This window comes from Pontivivens insulae (genome assembly GCF_900302495.1).
In the GTDB taxonomy this organism is placed as follows: Bacteria; Pseudomonadota; Alphaproteobacteria; order Rhodobacterales; family Rhodobacteraceae; genus Pontivivens; species Pontivivens insulae.
In genome coordinates, this window is the sequence record NZ_OMKW01000004.1 from 296,947 (window position 1) to 314,428 (window position 17,482).

General features: G+C 62.5%; 16 protein-coding genes. 6 read left to right on the plus strand and 10 right to left on the minus strand.

Features of this window, described 5'->3' with window-relative positions; all coding sequences use genetic code 11:
• Positions 1-9 precede the first annotated feature (9 nt).
• Entirely contained in the window at positions 10-1,029 is a 1,020-nt protein-coding gene (locus POI8812_RS15560; protein ID WP_108783521.1) for a zinc-binding dehydrogenase, read from the minus strand.
• Between the two features lie 228 nt (positions 1,030-1,257).
• Here POI8812_RS15560 and POI8812_RS15565 point away from each other — a divergent pair, with 228 nt between their 5' ends.
• The 3 genes from POI8812_RS15565 (at position 1,258) to ileS (ending at position 6,238) form a co-directional block, all read left to right on the plus strand.
• Entirely contained in the window at positions 1,258-2,076 is an 819-nt protein-coding gene (locus tag POI8812_RS15565; RefSeq protein ID WP_108783522.1) for an SDR family oxidoreductase, read from the plus strand.
• A 12-nt stretch (positions 2,077-2,088) separates the two neighbouring features.
• Positions 2,089-2,850, plus strand: a complete 762-nt coding sequence (locus POI8812_RS15570) for an SDR family NAD(P)-dependent oxidoreductase (protein WP_108783523.1) — start codon at positions 2,089-2,091, stop codon at positions 2,848-2,850.
• A gap of 487 nt (positions 2,851-3,337) precedes the next feature.
• Complete coding sequence (gene ileS / locus POI8812_RS15575; protein ID WP_108783786.1) at positions 3,338-6,238, plus strand: isoleucine--tRNA ligase; 2,901 nt, start codon at positions 3,338-3,340, stop codon at positions 6,236-6,238.
• Positions 6,239-6,312: 74 nt separating this feature from the next.
• Here ileS and POI8812_RS15580 read toward each other — a convergent pair whose 3' ends face one another.
• From POI8812_RS15580 to fsa, 5 genes are all read right to left on the minus strand, one after another.
• Positions 6,313-6,618 carry a hypothetical protein gene (locus tag POI8812_RS15580; protein WP_146186185.1) on the minus strand — a complete coding sequence of 102 codons (306 nt, stop codon included), beginning with the start codon at positions 6,616-6,618 and terminating at the stop codon, positions 6,313-6,315.
• Positions 6,619-6,718: 100 nt separating this feature from the next.
• Complete coding sequence (locus tag POI8812_RS15585; protein WP_108783525.1) at positions 6,719-7,405, minus strand: CDP-alcohol phosphatidyltransferase family protein; 687 nt, start codon at positions 7,403-7,405, stop codon at positions 6,719-6,721.
• Positions 7,406-7,641: 236 nt separating this feature from the next.
• Positions 7,642-8,529, minus strand: coding sequence for a tyrosine recombinase XerC (locus POI8812_RS15590; protein ID WP_108783787.1), 888 nt, complete (start codon positions 8,527-8,529; stop codon positions 7,642-7,644).
• Between the two features lie 142 nt (positions 8,530-8,671).
• On the minus strand, positions 8,672-9,346 hold the full coding sequence (locus POI8812_RS15595; RefSeq protein ID WP_108783526.1) for a DUF484 family protein: 675 nt from the start codon (positions 9,344-9,346) through the stop codon (positions 8,672-8,674).
• A gap of 18 nt (positions 9,347-9,364) precedes the next feature.
• Positions 9,365-10,018, minus strand: coding sequence for a fructose-6-phosphate aldolase (fsa, locus tag POI8812_RS15600; protein WP_108783527.1), 654 nt, complete (start codon positions 10,016-10,018; stop codon positions 9,365-9,367).
• A 173-nt stretch (positions 10,019-10,191) separates the two neighbouring features.
• Here fsa and POI8812_RS15605 point away from each other — a divergent pair, with 173 nt between their 5' ends.
• Positions 10,192-12,390 (plus strand): primosomal protein N', encoded by a 2,199-nt coding sequence (locus tag POI8812_RS15605; protein ID WP_108783528.1) that lies wholly within the window; start codon positions 10,192-10,194, stop codon positions 12,388-12,390.
• A 9-nt stretch (positions 12,391-12,399) separates the two neighbouring features.
• Here the strand turns inward: POI8812_RS15605 and POI8812_RS15610 are convergent, their stop codons facing one another.
• From POI8812_RS15610 to POI8812_RS15625, 4 genes are all read right to left on the minus strand, one after another.
• Positions 12,400-13,920, minus strand: coding sequence for a YifB family Mg chelatase-like AAA ATPase (locus POI8812_RS15610; protein WP_108783529.1), 1,521 nt, complete (start codon positions 13,918-13,920; stop codon positions 12,400-12,402).
• 34 nt (positions 13,921-13,954) lie between these two features.
• Entirely contained in the window at positions 13,955-14,959 is a 1,005-nt protein-coding gene (locus POI8812_RS15615; RefSeq protein WP_108783530.1) for a capsular polysaccharide export protein, LipB/KpsS family, read from the minus strand.
• 5 nt (positions 14,960-14,964) lie between these two features.
• Positions 14,965-15,993, minus strand: coding sequence for a uroporphyrinogen decarboxylase (gene hemE, locus POI8812_RS15620; RefSeq protein WP_108783531.1), 1,029 nt, complete (start codon positions 15,991-15,993; stop codon positions 14,965-14,967).
• A gap of 71 nt (positions 15,994-16,064) precedes the next feature.
• A complete protein-coding gene (locus POI8812_RS15625) occupies positions 16,065-16,697 on the minus strand; it encodes a TetR/AcrR family transcriptional regulator (RefSeq protein WP_108783532.1) in 633 nt (210 codons plus the stop codon).
• Positions 16,698-16,756: 59 nt separating this feature from the next.
• Between POI8812_RS15625 and POI8812_RS15630 the strand changes: the two genes are divergently transcribed.
• On the plus strand, positions 16,757-17,077 hold the full coding sequence (locus tag POI8812_RS15630) for a DUF3817 domain-containing protein (RefSeq protein ID WP_211310415.1): 321 nt from the start codon (positions 16,757-16,759) through the stop codon (positions 17,075-17,077).
• On the plus strand, positions 17,070-17,480 hold the full coding sequence (locus POI8812_RS15635; protein WP_108783533.1) for a CopD family protein: 411 nt from the start codon (positions 17,070-17,072) through the stop codon (positions 17,478-17,480). Before POI8812_RS15630 ends, POI8812_RS15635 begins: the two co-directional genes overlap by 8 nt.
• Positions 17,481-17,482: the final 2 nt, after the last annotated feature.

The window sequence follows — 17,482 nt, forward strand, 5'->3', positions numbered from 1 at the left end:
CACGTCTCCTCAAGGTTTGATGAAAACCTTACCATCCTGAATTTTCGTGGCCGCGGGCAGCTTGTCCATCGCCTCGCCCAATGGCACGACAGCGGCAACATCCGTGGTCCAGGCGCTTGAGACGAAGCGCTCCTGCACAGCCGCGATGGTCTTGCCAATCGTGGCCTGATCGACTTCCTGCATCCAACGCGTCAGCCAAAAACCCTCGATCCGCTTGTGCTGGAAAATCAGCTGACCCATCTGGCTGAGCTTCGGCGGCTCGGTAGAGAGCTTGCCATAATTCACCCAGCGCGCCCGGTTGGGCATGGCAAAGAACAGATCGGCCGTGTGCTGATCACCGACCGCATCGAGCAGCACGCGCGGTTTCATCGCACGCATGATGCCCTTGGCCTTGTCCATAAAATCATCGTCCGAGGTCACCAGCACCTCTGCTGCACCCAACTCCTTCAAGGCATCCGCCTGCTCCGTCCGGCGCACCACCGCAATCGGCGCACAGTCATGGTCACGTCCCAGCCCGATCAGCAATTTGCCCAGCTGCGATCCGGCGGCGTTCAGGATGAAGCTTTTGACATCCCCCTCCCGCGCGATATCGAACATCGCCATTGCCGTCAGCGGATTGACCAGCTGGCCGGCGGCATCCGCCTCCGCCAGATCAGGGCGGCAGGGCACCAGACCCGCAGCATCTGTCAGCGCATAATCCGCCCAGCAGCCCGAATGGGCGGCAAAGAAACTCACCCGCTGCCCCACAAAGGGCGTGTCGCCAGCAACCACCTCGCCAACAGCCTCGAACCCGGCGGGGCGGTCCTTGACGCGCGGCTGGCCATACTCGCCCTTGATGAAATGCAGGTCAGAGGGGTTCACGGCGGCAAGATGCACCTTGATCAGCGCCTGACCCTTCCCGACCTGCGGCACCGGAACCTCACGAAATTCCAGATAGGGTTCCAACGTGTCGATGGCCGGGCCTTCTGCCGTGCCGGAATAGCCGTCATGCAACTGGACAAGCGCTCTCATCGTTTCGGGCAGACTCATCGGTGTTCCTCCTGATTTTGCTTTGGCTGCAAAGCTAGGCACTCCCCCGCCTGCTGCACAGGGTGACGCTGGGGCATCGGGCCGGCTTCTTTCACTTTCCACAAAATATCCCCGCCGGAGGCATCGCACCGATGGCTCCCTTACGTCACATTTGCCCTTCGCACGACTGAGCGCCATGCTGCCCCAAACAAAGAACAACGCCCCCCTCGGGCGGTCAGGGAGACATTCATGAGCTATCTCGACAACCTCTTCTCGGTCTCTGGCAAGGTGGCGCTCGTCACAGGCGGCGCGACAGGCATCGGCCGGATGATCGCAGAGGCACTGGTGATGGGCGGCGCACATGTACTGATCGCCAGCCGTAAGGGCGCGGCGTGTGAGGCGGTGGCCGACGAGATCAATGCCGCAGGCGGCGCTGGCCGGGCCGAGGGGTTCGCGGGTGATGTCTCGACCGCCGACGGGATCGCGGCGCTGGTTGCTGAGGTCAAGGCGCGCAGCGCCCGGCTCGACATTCTGGTGAACAATGCGGGCATCACATGGGGCGAGCCCTATGAGACCTTCCCTATGGAGCAGTGGACCCGGATCATGGATGTCAATGTCGGCGCGATGTTCACGCTGACCCGCGATCTCACGCCGATGCTCGAAGCCTCCGCGACGGACGCGGACCCCGCCCGCATCATCAACATCGGTTCTGTCATGGGCACGGTGCCGCTGGCGGAGGGGGCCTATTCCTACACCATGTCCAAGGCTGCGGTGCACCATATGACCAAGACGCTCGCGACAGAGCTTGCGGGCAGGCGCATTACTGTGAACGCTTTCGCCCCCGGTCCTTTCCCCTCCAAGATGACGCGCTTTGCCACGGGTACGCCCGAGAAGGCGGAAAAGGTGGGCAGCAACGTGCCCCTTGGCCGGATCGGCAATGCAGAAGATATGGCCGGTGCCACGCTATATTTGTGCGGGAAGGGCGGGGCCTATGTCTCTGGCGCGATCTTGCCGCTCGATGGGGGGATGAGCGTCCAGACCCCGCTCAACCTTTTTGCCAACACGTAAAGGATCGCCGCAATGTTTGAGAACAGAACCGTCCTGATCACGGGTGCCGCCGCGGGTCTTGGTGCCGCTGCCGCGGAAGCCTTTGCGGCCAAGGGCGCGACCCTCATTCTGTCGGACCGCTCCGACAAGGTGATGGGGGTGGCAGAGCGTTTGGGCGCAACCGGCCTGATCGCGGATGCAGCGTCGCTCGACGATCATAAGATGCAGGTGGCCAAGGCTGTGGAGCAGACCGGTCACCTCGACATCACCATCAATAATGCAGGCATCGCGCATCCGCCCATGCGGATCGAGCAAACGCCAGAACAGGTGGCCCGCATGGTGGTGGAGGTCGATCTGCTCGGCATGATGTGGGCGCTGCAAACCCAGATTCCGCAAATGCAAAAACAGGCGCTGGAGCGGGACGGCGATGGCGGCTGCATCCTCAACGTGGCCTCCATTGCGGGCCTTGTGGGCGCAAGCACGCTCGGCATTTATGGCGCGGCGAAACATGGTGTGGTCGGTTTGACGAAAGCCGCCGCCATCGAGAATGCGCGGCGTGGCATCCGGGTGAACGCGATCTGCCCGGGCTTTACCCGCACCGCAATGACCGGCGATCTGATCAACATGGCGCCGGACGCCGAAGCAGCCGAAGCCGACATGGTGCGCGGCGTGCCGATGCGCCGTCTGGGTGAGCAGGCCGAGATCGTGTCCGCGATGCTCTTCGCCGCAAGCCCGGAGAACAGCTTCATGACGGGCCAGACCATCGCCCTCGACGGTGGTGTGACGGCCTATTGAGGGCGGATGCGAATTCAACACCAGTGTGTTGAAGTGGCGGTGCTTCTCCTGTGCTCTTCCCCGCTATGACAGTTTGAATAGCGCCGCCCCGTGGGGACGGAACGGCGCGGCGCAACAGTTCCTGTTGCGCGAACGACTTGCTCTGCGCGTAAGGTTTAAGTCTTAACCTCGAAAACTAGCGACTTGGCGCGCGACACACTTGATATCAACGGAACACAATCCGGCAAGATGTAGCGTTCTGCTCTCCCGAGTCTCTCACTCCGTGTAACCACCCGAATGGCAGAGGCAACATACGGTTCGCTCGCCCCCCAACATCCTCTGGACCATACGGTGTCTCTCCGCTAACAGAGGGGCCATGAGACGGACCCAGATATACGCGATCCGAATTAGCCGCCCGGCACGCTGAACGCGCTGCCGGGTCAATGGCGTATGGATCAGCCGCGCCGCCTGCCTTTCCCAGACATTCCAAGACTGACGGAGCCGCATGATGTGCGCCGATACGCCTGAGTATAAAGACACGCTCAATCTGCCCGAAACCGATTTCCCGATGCGCGCGGGCCTGCCCAAGCGCGAACCCGAATGGCTCGCCCGTTGGGCCGACCTCAACGTATATGACACGCTGCGCGCGCGCGCTGAGGGGCGGGAGCCGTTTGTGCTCCACGACGGCCCTCCCTACGCCAACGGCCACCTGCATATCGGCCATGGGCTGAACAAGATCCTCAAGGACATGGTCGTCCGCTCGCAGCAGATGATGGGCCGCGACGCGCGCTATATCCCCGGCTGGGACTGCCATGGGCTGCCCATCGAGTGGAAGATCGAGGAGAAATATCGCGCCAAGGGCCGCAACAAGGACGACGTCCCTGTCAACGAATTCCGGGGCGAGTGCCGCGACTTCGCCGCCGAATGGGTCGGCATCCAGTCCGATGAATTCCAGCGCCTCGGGATCACGGGCGACTGGGCAAACCCCTATCTGACCATGGATTTCGGGGCCGAGGCGACGATTGCTGAGGAGTTCATGAAATTCGTCATGAACGGCACGCTCTATCAGGGCTCCAAACCCGTGATGTGGTCCCCGGTCGAGAAGACGGCGCTCGCCGAGGCGGAGGTCGAGTACCACGACCGGCAGGTCGATGCGATCTGGGTAAAGTTCCCGGTGACGGCGGCTGCGGTCGATGCCGATGGCTCTGACGGTCACGCCAATGCGAAACTTGCCGACGCCACTGTCGTGATCTGGACCACCACGCCTTGGACGATCCCGTCCAACCGCGCGGTCTGCTTTGGGCCCACGATCTCATACGGTCTCTACGAAGTCACCGGACGTCCCGAAGAATGCTGGATGTCCATCGGTGAGAAACTGGTTTTGGCCGACGCGCTGGCCGAGGAAGTGCTGGCCGCCGGTCGCATCCAGCCGGAGATGTTCCGCCGCCTGCGCGATGTGACGCCTGCCGAACTGGAAGGCTTGACCCTAGCCCACCCGTTCGCAGGTATCGCAGACGGGCAGGGCGAGTGGGACTTCGCCGTTCCCATGCTCCCCGGCGATCACGTCACCGATGACGCGGGCACGGGCTTTGTGCACACCGCGCCCGCACATGGCGACGACGACTACCAGATCGGCCTCAAGCATGGGCTGGAGATGAGCTATAATGTCGAGGTCGACGGAACCTATCGCATCTCTCTGCCGCTCTTCGGTGGTGAGGCGATCATCACGCCCAAGGGCAAGCCGGGCGGCGCGGGCAAGGCGGTGATCGCCAAGCTCAAGGAGGTCGGCAAGCTCGCCGCCACCCGTCGCCTTACCATCTCTGACGCGCATAGCTGGCGCTCCAAGGCCCCGGTGATCCGCCTCAACCGTCCGCAATGGTTCGTTGCCATCGACAAGGCCGCCGGTGGCGATGATACCTATGGCACCACGATCCGTGAGCGCGCCCTGCGCTCTATCGACGAGCTGGTCACCTGGACCCCTCAAAAGGGCCGCAACCGCCTGCATTCGATGATTGAAAGCCGTCCCGACTGGGTCCTCTCGCGCCAGCGTGCCTGGGGCGTGCCGCTTACCTGTTTTGTGAAGCGGCATGACAACGGGCAGGTCGAATTGCTACGCGACGATGCGGTCAACAAGCGCATCGGCGACGCGTTCCGCGAGGAAGGCGCCGATTGCTGGTTCGAGGACAGCGCCACCGAACGCTTCCTCGGTGATCGCGCCTCCGAGGGGTGGGAGAAGGTTGAGGATATCCTCGACGTCTGGTTCGACTCTGGCTCGACCCACGCCTTCACCCTGCGCGATCGGGGTGAACCATGGCCTGCGGACCTTTACCTCGAAGGCACCGACCAGCATCGCGGATGGTTCCACTCCTCGCTCTTGCAGGCGTGCGGCACGGTGGGCCGCGCCCCCTACAAGGGCGTGCTGACGCACGGCTTCACGCTCGATGAAAAGGGCCTGAAGATGTCGAAATCCATCGGCAACACCATCGCGCCGGCGGATGTGGTCAAGCAATATGGCGCGGATATCCTGCGCCTATGGGTCGCGCAGACGGACTACTCCGCCGATCAGCGGATCGGGCCGAACATCCTGAAAGGGGTTGCAGACAGCTATCGCCGCCTGCGCAACACGTTCCGCTTCATCCTTGGCAACATGGACGATCACATCGCCGTCGAGCATGCCGATATGCCAGAGCTGGAACGCTGGGTGCTGCATCGTCTTGCCGAACTGGATGTGCAGGTGCGTGAAGGCTACGCGAAATATGACTTCCAGGGCGTCTTCTCAAAGCTGTTCCAATTCTGCACGGTCGACCTTTCTGCGGTGTATTTCGATATCCGCAAGGACGCGCTCTATTGTGATGCGCCCGGCAGCATTGAGGCGCGAGCCGCACGGACCGTCTTGATCGAACTGCACCGTACGCTGACGACATGGCTCGCCCCGATCCTGACCTTCACGATGGAGGAGGTCTGGCTTGATCAGAACCCGGATGGCTGCGTCCATCTAGAGGATTTCGTGGCAATCCCCGCCGCTTGGCACGACGCCGCACTGGGCGAGAAGTGGTCCCGCATCCGTGCGGTCCGCCGCGTCGTGACCGGTGCGCTGGAAGTGGAGCGGACGGAAAAGCGGATCGGCGCCAGCCTCGAAGCTGCCCCGACCGTCTATGTGGCGGACGCCGATCTGCGTGAAGCGCTTCATGCGCTGCCCTTCGCGGATCTCTGCATCACCTCGCAGATCACGCTGAGCGGTGAAGCGGCACCCGAGGCGGCATTCACCCTGCCAGATGTTGAAGGCGTGGCCGTCTTGCCCGCCCGCGCGGATGGGGAAAAATGCGCCCGCTGCTGGAAGATCCTGCCGGATGTTGGAACGCACAACCACGCTCAGACCTGTCAGCGCTGTGACGAGGCGCTGAGCTAAGCACAACAGCAGATGTTAAGAAGGGCCGCTCGTTCCGGGCGGCCCTTTTGGGTCGACGATACTGTCCGCGACTGTCAGTAGATCGTTGTGCGCGGCTCCGCCTGCTCAACAGGTTGATAGATAAGCCCCACAAGCCCGTCTTGATCAAGGATCAGTTCCGCCCGAATGAACTCCGTCGCGGTCTGCTCGGATGGCTCCAGCGCCACACGGTCGCAGGCATCACCTTCTAGGATCGGGCTGAACTTGCACAGGTCGGACAGCAGGTTTGAGGCACTTGCGTATTCCATGCCAGAACGTGTGGGCGCGTCGGCTTCCGGTATCACTGGCTCTGCCACCACCGGCGCGGCGGCCATTGCTATGGCTAGGCAGAAAACTCTCATTGAACCACTCCAACACATTGGGCTGCGTGGTCGTCTAACGCAGCACCCCGGTCAAAGGTTCGCTCTCAGAAGGCGGTTTTACGCCATGCTACCGGTCTTTTCAGTTTTTCGCAGGGACCAGTTGTTGAACGATACCAACCAGTAACAGGTATAGGCTGGTGATCGCCAACCCGACTTGCGCAATCACTGGGCCGTCAAAATTCAGCCAGGCCAGCCAAGTGGCAAAGCCCGCCCACGCGAACATGATCGGCAGGCTCACCGCGCGCCAGCGCACTGTCCGGACGGGATGGATGAATTTCAGCGCAAAGAACTGGGAAATGGCAATCGCGATCAGCAGGAACATGGCGGCCCACCCGCCCATATCGATTGCGAAGAGCACAAGAACGATCATGTTCCAGCAGCCCGGAAAACCCGAAAAGCTGTTATCTGACGTCTTCATGCGCGTGTCCGCGAAATAGATCACGCCGCTGACACAGATCAGAAGCCCGGCGGCCAGCGACCAGCCCGGGCCGATCAATTCTGCACTGACCAGCGCATAGGCCGGAATGAACACATAGGTCAGGTAGTCAATGATCAGGTCGAGCAGGACACCATCCCATTGCGGCGCATTGGTCTTCACGTCCACCTTTCGGGCCAGAGGGCCGTCGATGCCGTCGACGATAAAGGCCGCAATCAGCCACAGCCACATCACCGCCCAATCGGCCTGAGCCGCAGCGATGACGGCCATCAGCGCCAGGCCAGCCCCGGTGGCGGTCAACAGGTGGACAGAAAAGGCACGCACGAACATCCAACACTCCAGTCCCGAATTGGGCGCAACCTAAACGGCACCCCACCTGAATGACACCCCCCCATTTGTCGCCAAGCCGTACCCACAGGCGTGATTACGCGGACTTTGCGCCTAGGTCAGTGCAATTTCTGAGAGTGTGAAGCTTTAGTTAACATATTGATTAAAATTAAGGTTTCGCGCGCGAAACCTTCGGTTGTCATTGTCAGTGGAGGTACTCTCCAAAGCTACAGACGAAACTAACGCCGCTTCGGGCGGGCTGCGTCGTAAACATCCATCAGCCGGGCCTGATCGAGCGCGGTGTACACTTGCGTTGAGCTCAACGACGCGTGTCCAAGCAAGGTCTGGATCGCCCGCAGGTCTCCGCCGGCTTCCAGCAGGTGCGTCGCAAAGGAATGGCGCAACGCATGTGGCGTCGCGGTAGCGGGCAACCCCAGTCGCGCCCGCAAATTCGCAACCGTCTTTTGCACAGTTGATGCGTTCAGCGCCCCACCCCGCACGCCCAGAAACAAGGGGCTTTCTGCGTTGGGCGCATGGGGATGGAGCGCGCGGTACTGTTCGACGGCCTCTCGCGCGACGGGAAGGACAGGAACAAGGCGCTCCTTCCCGCCCTTCCCGGTGATCCGCAGCATGTCAGGCAGCGGTGCGTCGCTCTGGCGCAAACTCAGCGCCTCTGAAATGCGCAGACCGCAGGCGTACAGCAATGTGAGGACGGCCATATCGCGCGCCGCAATCCAGTCGGTCGGCGTCTGCCCGGCTTCCGCGATCAGGGCCTTTGCGGCATCGGGCGCAAGCGGGCGTGGCAGGCTCGCCTTGATCTTGGGGGAGCGGGTGGCGATCACAGCCGTGGCGTCGATGCCTTCAGCTTCGGCCAGCCATCGGTGGAAAGAGCGTACCGCGCTCAGCGCGCGAGCAGCCGAGCGTGCTGACAGATCATCTCCACGCAGGCTGGCGATCCAGGACCGCATCTCGGACGTCGTCACCTCACCCAAACCCGCCTTACCGACAGGACCACCGCGATGTCCGTTGAGAAAACCAAGATAGCCCGCCACGTCGTGCCGATAGGCCTCAACCGTTTTGGGTGAGCGCCCGCGCACCGCGCCGAGTTGATCGAGCCATCGCTGCATCAGCGCGAGCGCGCCATCGGTCCCGACAGGCGCGGTCACGTAGAAATCCCCTGATGGGAAACGGGCTTCATCTCAAGGCCATCCGTGGTCTCGGTGCATTTGCCCTATGATCATGCCGCAACCCGGGATGATCTGTCGATCCCTAGGCCAGCCACCGTCGCACGGCGCGCTCAAAACAGCTTGCGAAGAAGTCGAGAAGATCGGTGCCCTGATCAGCGGCAAAGCGCGCCGGATCGCTGGCCCCGAAAACAAGCATGGCAGAGCGTCGGCCCTGTCCCAGATCTAGGCGCAGCAGCGCTTCGGACTGGATGCGCAATGTTTCTTCCTCGAACACGGCGGCCGCTTTCTGCCCCGTGGGTCGCAGCGTGATCCGAGCGGGATCGCGATCCCGGCCTGCGCCGATATAGCTGTCGATACCGCCCGGCGGAACGGCGACGAGCCCCGGGGCCGCAAGGCGTTCATCGTCGCGCATTTCAAGCACGAGACGCACGGTATCGACCGCCAGAATATCGGCAACCTCACCCTGAAGCACAGTCAGAAGACCAGCGAAATCCGTCGGGGTGAGCAGCGCGACAACCGCGCGCTGCACCTGATCATGCGCCGAAAGATTGTCATAAGCTGCCGCGATCACCTCACGGTGCGTACGCTCAAGCTCCCCCAGCCGGCCCTCCATCCGGGCGATCACGCGACCGCGCAAGTCGGTCACACGATCATTGGCCTGCGCCTCTGCCTCAACAAGTGAGCGCATGACATCCCCATCGCCCAGCACCAGTTCAGGCTGGGCGAGAATGGCGGAGCGAATGGCGTTCTCATCCATGGCGCGTATCCCGGCGGATCAGAGGATCTTCTGGCCGGTCTTGGCCCAATCGGCCAGGAACGTGGCAAGCCCTGCATCTGTCAGCGGGTGTGCTGCGAGTTTTTGCAGAACGCCCGGAGGCGCTGTGACCACGTCCGCGCCAATGCGGGCGCACTCGGTGATGTGATTCACAGTACGTGCCGATGCGGCGAGGATCTGTGTCTCAAAGCCATAATTGTCATAGATGATCCGGATGTCTTGGATCAGATCCATGCCGTCGAGGTTAATATCATCAAGCCGGCCGATGAAGGGTGAGATGAAGGTCGCGCCCGCTTTCGCAGCCAGTAGCGCCTGATTGGGCGAGAAGCAGAGCGTCACGTTAACCATCTGGCCCTCATCGCTGAGCGTCTTGCAGGTTTTCAGACCGGCCCAGGTCAGCGGAACCTTCACGGCGATGTTATCTGCGATCTCGGCCAGCTTACGACCCTCTGCGATCATCTCGTCTGCTTCGGTCGCCGCGACCTCGGCGGATACCGGACCATCGACGAGCGCACAGATTTCCTTCGTCACCTCGATAATGTCGCGGCCCGACTTCATGATCAGTGACGGGTTCGTGGTCACGCCATCCACAAGGCCCAGATCGTTGAGTTCTGCGATCGCGTCAATTTCAGCGGTATCGACGAAAAATTTCATGATGGTCCCTTCGGCTTGTGACTTTTCGCGCGGACCTTACACAAGGGGGCTGGGAAGCGCAAAGCAGGTTTCACACAGCGTCAGCTTTGCTGCGCGGCGGCCCTGCATGGGGTTGAAGACGGGGCGCAACTGCTCACATTGGAAGACCCGTTCCGGGGCAGGGGAATCGTTGTTTGAATGCCGATGTCGAATTTCTGGAGGAAGGCGCGCTTGCGGCGGTTCTGACAACCCAACCGCTTGACCGCACGCTTGACTATGTAGTGCCGGACGGCGGAGTACGCATCGGTGCCTTTGTGAGCGTCCCGCTGGGCCCCCGCCGGGTGATGGGCGTCGTCTGGGGCCCCGGCGCGGGCGACTATGACCGCTCGAAAATACGCAGCATTGCCGCGATCTTGGATCTTCCGGCGATGAGCGCTGTGATGCGCAATTTCGTAGAAAAGGTTGCCGCCTACACCATGACACCGCTCCCCGCCGTTCTGCGACTGGCGACGCGCGTTCCGGGTCTGGGAGAGGCCCCGGGCACGCGCAAGGTCTTGCGCCTGACGGACGTCCGACCGGATCGGTTGACCAGCGCGCGTGAGCGTGTGCTCGCTTTTCTGGAAGAACATGAGGGCATGGCATTCGCCCCCGGAGAGCTGGCTTCGCTAGTCGGCGTGACAAGCTCGGTCATCAAAGGGCTGGAAGGGCAGGGGGTGCTGGTGCGCGAGGAGGCGCCGCGCGACGCCCCGTTCCTGCCCCTAGACCCGGACTTGCCGGGCAAGGAATTGGCAGAGGGGCAGCGCCGGGCCGCGGTGCAGTTACGCGAAGCCGTCCGCTCTCGCCGCTATGGCACGACTCTGCTCAAAGGTGTGACCGGGTCGGGCAAGACCGAGGTTTATCTGGAGGCCGTGGCAGAATGCCTGCGCGCCGGTCGGCAGGCGCTGGTTCTGCTGCCGGAAATCGCCCTGACCGGAGAGTTCATCGCGCGGGTCGAAGCGCGGTTTGGGCAGGCGCCTGCGGAATGGCACTCCGGTGTCACTCAGGCCGGTCGGCGGCGCGTCTGGGCCGGAGTTGCCAACGGACAGGCTCAGCTCGTTGTCGGGGCCAGATCATCCTTGTTCCTGCCCTATGCCGATCTGGGATTGGTGATCGTGGATGAGGAGCACGACGGCTCTTACAAGCAGGAAGATGGCGTCCTTTACAACGCGCGGGACATGGCCGTTTTGCGCGCGTCGCTGTCAGGGGCGCAGGTGGTGCTGGCCTCTGCGACACCTTCGCTTGAAAGCTGGGCAAATGCCGATGCTGGAAAATACGCGCGGATTGATCTGACCGAGCGGTTTGGCGCAGCGGTTCTGCCAGAAATGGCCGCGATTGATTTGCGCGCGGATCCGCTGGAGCGTGAGCGCTGGATGTCCGAGCCCTTGGCCCGCGCGGTCGCAGATCGCGTCGCGGCGGGCGAACAGGCGCTGTTGTTTTTGAACCGTCGCGGCTATGCCCCGCTGACGATGTGCCGGGCGTGTGGTGCTCAGGTCGGGTGTGACGATTGTGACGCGCGGATGGTGGAGCATCGGTTTCACGCCCATCTGATGTGCCATCAATGTGGTGCGACAAAGCCGATCCCGACAAGCTGCCCCAGTTGTGGCAACCCGGATCACATGGCGGTTTTGGGGCCGGGGGTGGAGCGCTTGGCCGAGGAGGTCGCCGCGCGCTTTCCCGATGCCCGCGTAGCCGTGTTGTCGAGCGATATGGCCATGAGCGCGCGCGCCCTGAAGGCAAGGATCGAGGAGATCGCCAAAGGTGCGGCAGACATCATCATCGGAACCCAGATGGTTGCGAAAGGGCATAACTTTCCCTTGTTGACGCTGGTTGGTGTCATCGACGCGGACCTTGGCCTTCAGGGGGGCGAGTTGCGGGCGGCAGAGCGGACATTTCAGCTGATCCGACAGGTCGCGGGGCGTGCGGGGCGCGCAGACCGTCCCGGTGAGGCGCTCATTCAGACGCATCAGCCCGATCATCCCGTCATCAAGGCGATCCTCAGCGATGATGAGGAGGCGTTCTGGCGGGCCGAGGCGGCATCGCGGCAAATGGCAGGTGCGCCACCCTATGGCCGGATGGCCGGTGTCATTGTCAGTGGCCCGGAGGAGCGTGAAACCTTCGAGCTCGCCCGCCAATTGGCCGCGCGGGCGCGCATTTTGACGGATGCGGGCGCGCAGATGTTCGGACCAGCGCCGGCCCCGATTGCGCGGGTGCGGGGGCGGACACGGGTGCGCCTTTTGGTTAAGGGACCAAAGGGGCTAGCGCTGCAACCGGTGCTCGCCCGCTGGGTGGACGGGGTTCGGCCCCGCGCGAATTTCCGCATCGCCCTCGACATCGATCCGCAGAGCTTTTTCTAATTCCGGCCGTCAGATGTTGAGGCGATAGGCGACAGCCTCTGCAATATGATCGCGTGAGACCTGCGCTTGCCCCGCGAGGTCAGCGATGGTGCGGGCGACCCGCAGAATCCGGTGATAGCCGCGGGCGGTCAGGCGGTGTGTCTCTGCGATTTGGGCCAGCAGGGCCTGGCCCTCTGCATCCGGGGTGGCGATCTGGTCGAGCAGATCACCCTCTGCATCCGCATTGGTGGTCAACTCCGCGTGGTCGGCAAATCGTTGCGCCTGCAGGGCGCGGGCCTGCGCCACGCGCTGGGCGATGGGGGCCGACGGCTCCCCCTGCTTTGCCCCGGCCAGATCGGCGACCGCGACGGGGGCCACGTCAATGCGCAGATCGAACCGGTCCATCAGAGGGCCAGAGATGCGGGATAGGTAGTCATGGCCACAAATCGGGGCCTTGGCGCAGGCGCGCGACGGATCGGGCAGATAGCCGCAGCGGCACGGATTTGCGGCTGCGACCAGCATGAAACGACAGGGATAGCGCACATGCGCGTTTGCGCGGGCCACGACCACGTCGCCAGTTTCGACGGGCTGGCGGAGTGTCTCGAGCACCTGCCGTGGATATTCTGGAAACTCGTCCATGAAGAGCACGCCATTATGCGCAAGGCTGATCTCTCCGGGTCCGGCGCGACGCCCTCCGCCGACGATTGCGGCCATGCTGGCCGTATGATGGGGTGTGCGAATGGGCCTGCGGGGCGAGATGCCACCATCCTCGATCAGGCCCGCAAGGCTGTGGATCATCGAGGTTTCGAGCGCTTCGGCGGCTGTAAGGTCCGGCAGGAGGCCGGGCAGCCGTGCGGCCAGCATGGATTTGCCCGATCCCGGCTCACCCACCATGATGATGTGGTGACGACCGGCGGCCGCAATTTCCAACGCGCGGCGCGCCCGCTCTTGCCCTTTCACATCGGCCATGTCTGCAATCGGCGTGTCGTCTGAAATCAAACCTGGTTCTGCGGGCGGCAGGGTCATGCGCCCGGCAAAATGGTTGACGAGGGCGAGCAGGCTGGGTGCGGCGAGCACCTGCACGGCCCCGACCCACGCGGCCTCTGCCCCGCACGCCTCGGGACAGATCAGGTCGCATTCAAGCTCTGCTGCCGCGACGGCGGCGGGCAGGGCGCCGGTCACTTTCACTGTACTGCCGTCGAGGGAGAGTTCGCCCAAGGCGACATGCCGTGCGGCCTCTTCCCGCGGGATGACGTCCATTGCGGCCAGTAGGCAGAGCGCGATGGGCAGATCGAAATGCGATCCCTCCTTTGGAAGATCGGCAGGGGAGAGATTGATCGTGATCCGCTTGGCGGGCAGCGCGAGGCCCATGGCCGTCATCGCAGAGCGCACACGTTCCTTCGCCTCACTGACCGCTTTGTCGGGCAATCCGACGAGGGAGAAAGACGGCATACCCGGTGTAAGCGCGCACTGGATTTCAACCGGGCGCGCCTCCACCCCCTGAAAGGCGACGGTATAGGCGCGGGCAATGGTATTCGCAGCGTCGAGCATGGCGCAGCGTTGCTGCACATTGGTTTATGAGGGGTTAACGCGGCGGCGGCAGATCGAAGCCCTTTGCCGTGATCCGGGCGCAAAGCCGTTCGAGGAAGTCAGGTGCGCGCGGTGCCAGGCATTGCGTCTCAAGATGCCAATACAGATAGGCGGCATAAGGCCAGTCTTGTGCCGTGGCCATTGCCATGGCTTGCGGAATCTGCCCGGCAGAGCGCGCCGTCACACCGTTGTGGTGAAAATCGGTTTGGCCGCACAGAACGGCCGGCACCTGGTGCACGAATCCTTCGAAGGCCACGGCGGAGGTTTGGGTGACGCAGAGCGACGCGTTCGCCAGGATGTCGTGGATCGACGCGTCCCCGACAATAACGCCATTGGCCGGATTGTGGTGCTGCATCAGTTGCCTGCGGACCGCATCTGACTGCAATGGATGGGGCTTGATATAGACGGGCCGCCCGTCGCGATGGGTCAGCACTGTCTCGATCATCGTCATCAGGTCCACATGGATGACGTTCTGATCCGCCGGGTGGATCTCTTGCGTGAAGATCGCGATGAGGTCTTTGGGCAGGTTTTCGTCGCGGTGCGATTGATCGAATTTGGAGCGGTTGTTGCCGATGAACTTTCGCTTGAGCCGTTCGAGAAGGGCGTTTGCGGCCTCTGCGTCAATCTCTGCCGGGTTGAAGGGAAGAAGCCGAAGGGTGGAGTTGTGGCGTGTCGCGACCTCATCGCAATACCAATACCCGTTGAGGTAATGCGGGGTTGTGAAAAGGGTGCCAGGGGCGAAGCCGGGGCGATCTGTCACAAGGAGATGCAAGTCGTCTGGCGCCCGGTCCAGCTGAGCGGCTCCACCGCGCAAATCATAGGCGTGAACGTGTATTCCGAGGCTTTCGGCATGGGTGCGCAACCGCTCGAAAAACAGAAGCTTCCCCGCCAACAGGGCTTCGAGCCGCGCCTCCTGCGCCATGATGTGGATGTTGCGCGGTCCCGTGCGGGTCAGGGCCGGTCGGAACCGGCCCAGTTTGGTCAGAACAAGGTTCGCCACGGCGGTTAGCCGCGCACGGCCTCTAGCATACGGTGGACATTGTCCGGGCTGGCGTCGGGTGTGATGCCGTGGCCCAGATTGAAGATATGCGCACCGCCCGAGAAGCCCTTGACCACGTCCTTGGTGGCCTTGGTCAGCGCCTCGCCACCTTGCACCAGCAGCAGCGGGTCGAGATTGCCCTGCACGCAGGCATGGGGCTGAACATGTTTTGCCGCCCAGGCCGGATCGACCGAGGTATCAAGTGCGACGCCCTGCACCCCCGTCTGCTCGACAAAGGTGGCGTAATTGCCGCCCGCGCCACGCGGGAAGCCGATGATCGGCAAATCGGGGTGTTCTGCGCGCAGCGCATCGACGATCTTCTTGCCAGGTGCGATTGCATATTTCTCAAAGACCGGTCCGGGCAGGGCGCCAGCCCAACTGTCGAAGATCTTGACGACTTCGGCCCCGGCCTCGACCTGCTTGAGAAGGTAGTGGATCGTGGCAGCGGTGATTTTGTCCAGAAGCGCCTCGAATGTGGTGGTGTCACCATACATCAGGCGCCGCGCCGGGGCCTGATCGGGTGTGCCGCGACCGGCGATCATGTAGGTGGCAACGGTCCAGGGCGCACCGGCAAAGCCGATGAGCGGAACCTCGGGTGGCAACTCACGACGCAGGATGCGTACGGTCTCGTAAACCGGTGACAGCACCTCATCAATGGCATCGAGGGGGCCCAGCCTGGCCAGATCATCCGCGCTGGTGATTGTCGACAGGCGTGGCCCCTCCCCCTGAACGAAGGTCAGATCCGCCCCAAGCGCCTGAGGCACCAGCAAAATGTCAGCAAAGAGGATCGCTGCGTCGAACGCGTATTTGCGGATCGGCTGCAACGTAACCTCTGCGGCCAGTTCCGGTGTGTAACACAGGTCAAGAAAGCTGCCTGCCTGGGCGCGGGTTGCGCGATACTCCGGCAGGTACCGTCCGGCCTGCCGCATCATCCAGACGGGCGGGGTTGGCAGCGTCTCGCCTGCGAGGGCGCGAAGAAGCAGTTTGTCGGACATTGGCAAGACTCCAGCATTGTCTGGCTCCGGTATGGCGGAGGGGTGGGGGCGGTGTCCAGCGTGATTTACACTTATGGCTTGGCGCCAAAACGCGCACCCAGCGATTCCGCGAAGTGATTTCCCAGCTTTCGCGTATCGTCCGCAGGCACGTTCAACAGCTCAGCCTCCATGAAGGCGGAGGAGAAGGCGACAAGCAGCATCATGCGCAAGAGCTCTGCCACCTCGATGTCATCTGTAATTGCGCCGGCGCGCTGGAGGGCATGGAGCCTTTGGCCGATATTGCTTTCGTGCTCGTCCGTGATGGCCGCCATCATGTCATCGCGAATCTCGGGATTGGTCAGCGCCTCGGTCACCACGATCCGCAACATGGCACGGGCGTCGCGATCAGCGTCATAGCGCTGGCGGAACCAGCATCGGGCCTCGGCCTCCAGCGTCGGCTGCGGGGGATAAGGCAGATCACCGGTTTGTTTCTCGGCCACTTCGCGTTGCATGACAGCGATGAAGAGACCGCGTTTGCTGCCGAAATACCGGTTGATCAGGGCAACATTTGCCCCTGCGGCTGCTGCGATGTCCTGCACCTTGGCGCGGTCGAACCCGTTGCGCGAAAACTCGGCGCGGCCAGCGTCCACAAGGCGCGCCATCGTCGTTTTGCGGCGTCCATTTGGTGAAGGTTTCGGCTCAGTCATCTCTGAGTAGTAAATCATTATTTACTTAATCGCAAAGTGGGTCTAAGAGTAAATGAAGATTTACTTTTGAGGGTGCTATGGTGGGGCGAGGTGCAGAATTGCGACTTTTGCGTCGCGTGGGACGCATCGAAGGGGCGACCCTGCTGTTGCTTCTGTTCGTCGCAGTTCCCGCAAGGCGACTCTTTGGTTTCGAGACAGCGACCGGGCTCATGGGGCCCATTCATGGCGTCGCCTTCACCCTCTATTTCCATGTGGCTTGTGCGGCCGTGTTTGATGGGCGGTGGAGCTTCGGGGGGATCGTTCGCGTGTTGGGCGCGGCCCTGATCCCCTTTGGGACGTTCCTCAACGAGCGCCTTCTTACGCAACAGTTGAATGCGCGAGGATTGAGCGATGTATGAACTGGCAAAGCTTTTCCATCTGATCGCTGTCCTGCTTTGGACCACCGCAATGCTTGGAGGCTGTGCGCTGCTATTGGCCGCAAAGGCCGAGGGGCGCGTCCGCGCGGCCTTGCCGGTCTTGAGGCCGTACTATTTGCGATCCGGCGGGGTCGGCTTGATCGCTGTCTGGGCGTTTGGCCTGCTGGTCGCCACATTGGGAGGCTGGCTGACGGCACCATGGCTGGGTGCGAAGATGGCAGTCGTTTTCTTATTGAGTGGGGTGCATGGGGCGCTGTCGGCGCAAATCCGACGCGCGGCGGAAGATCCGGGATACACCATCACGCCGCGGATAACGGGCCTGACCGTTGCTTTGGCCGCGGGTTTGGTCCTGGTGCTGACGCTCGTGATCTTCAAACCCTTCTGACC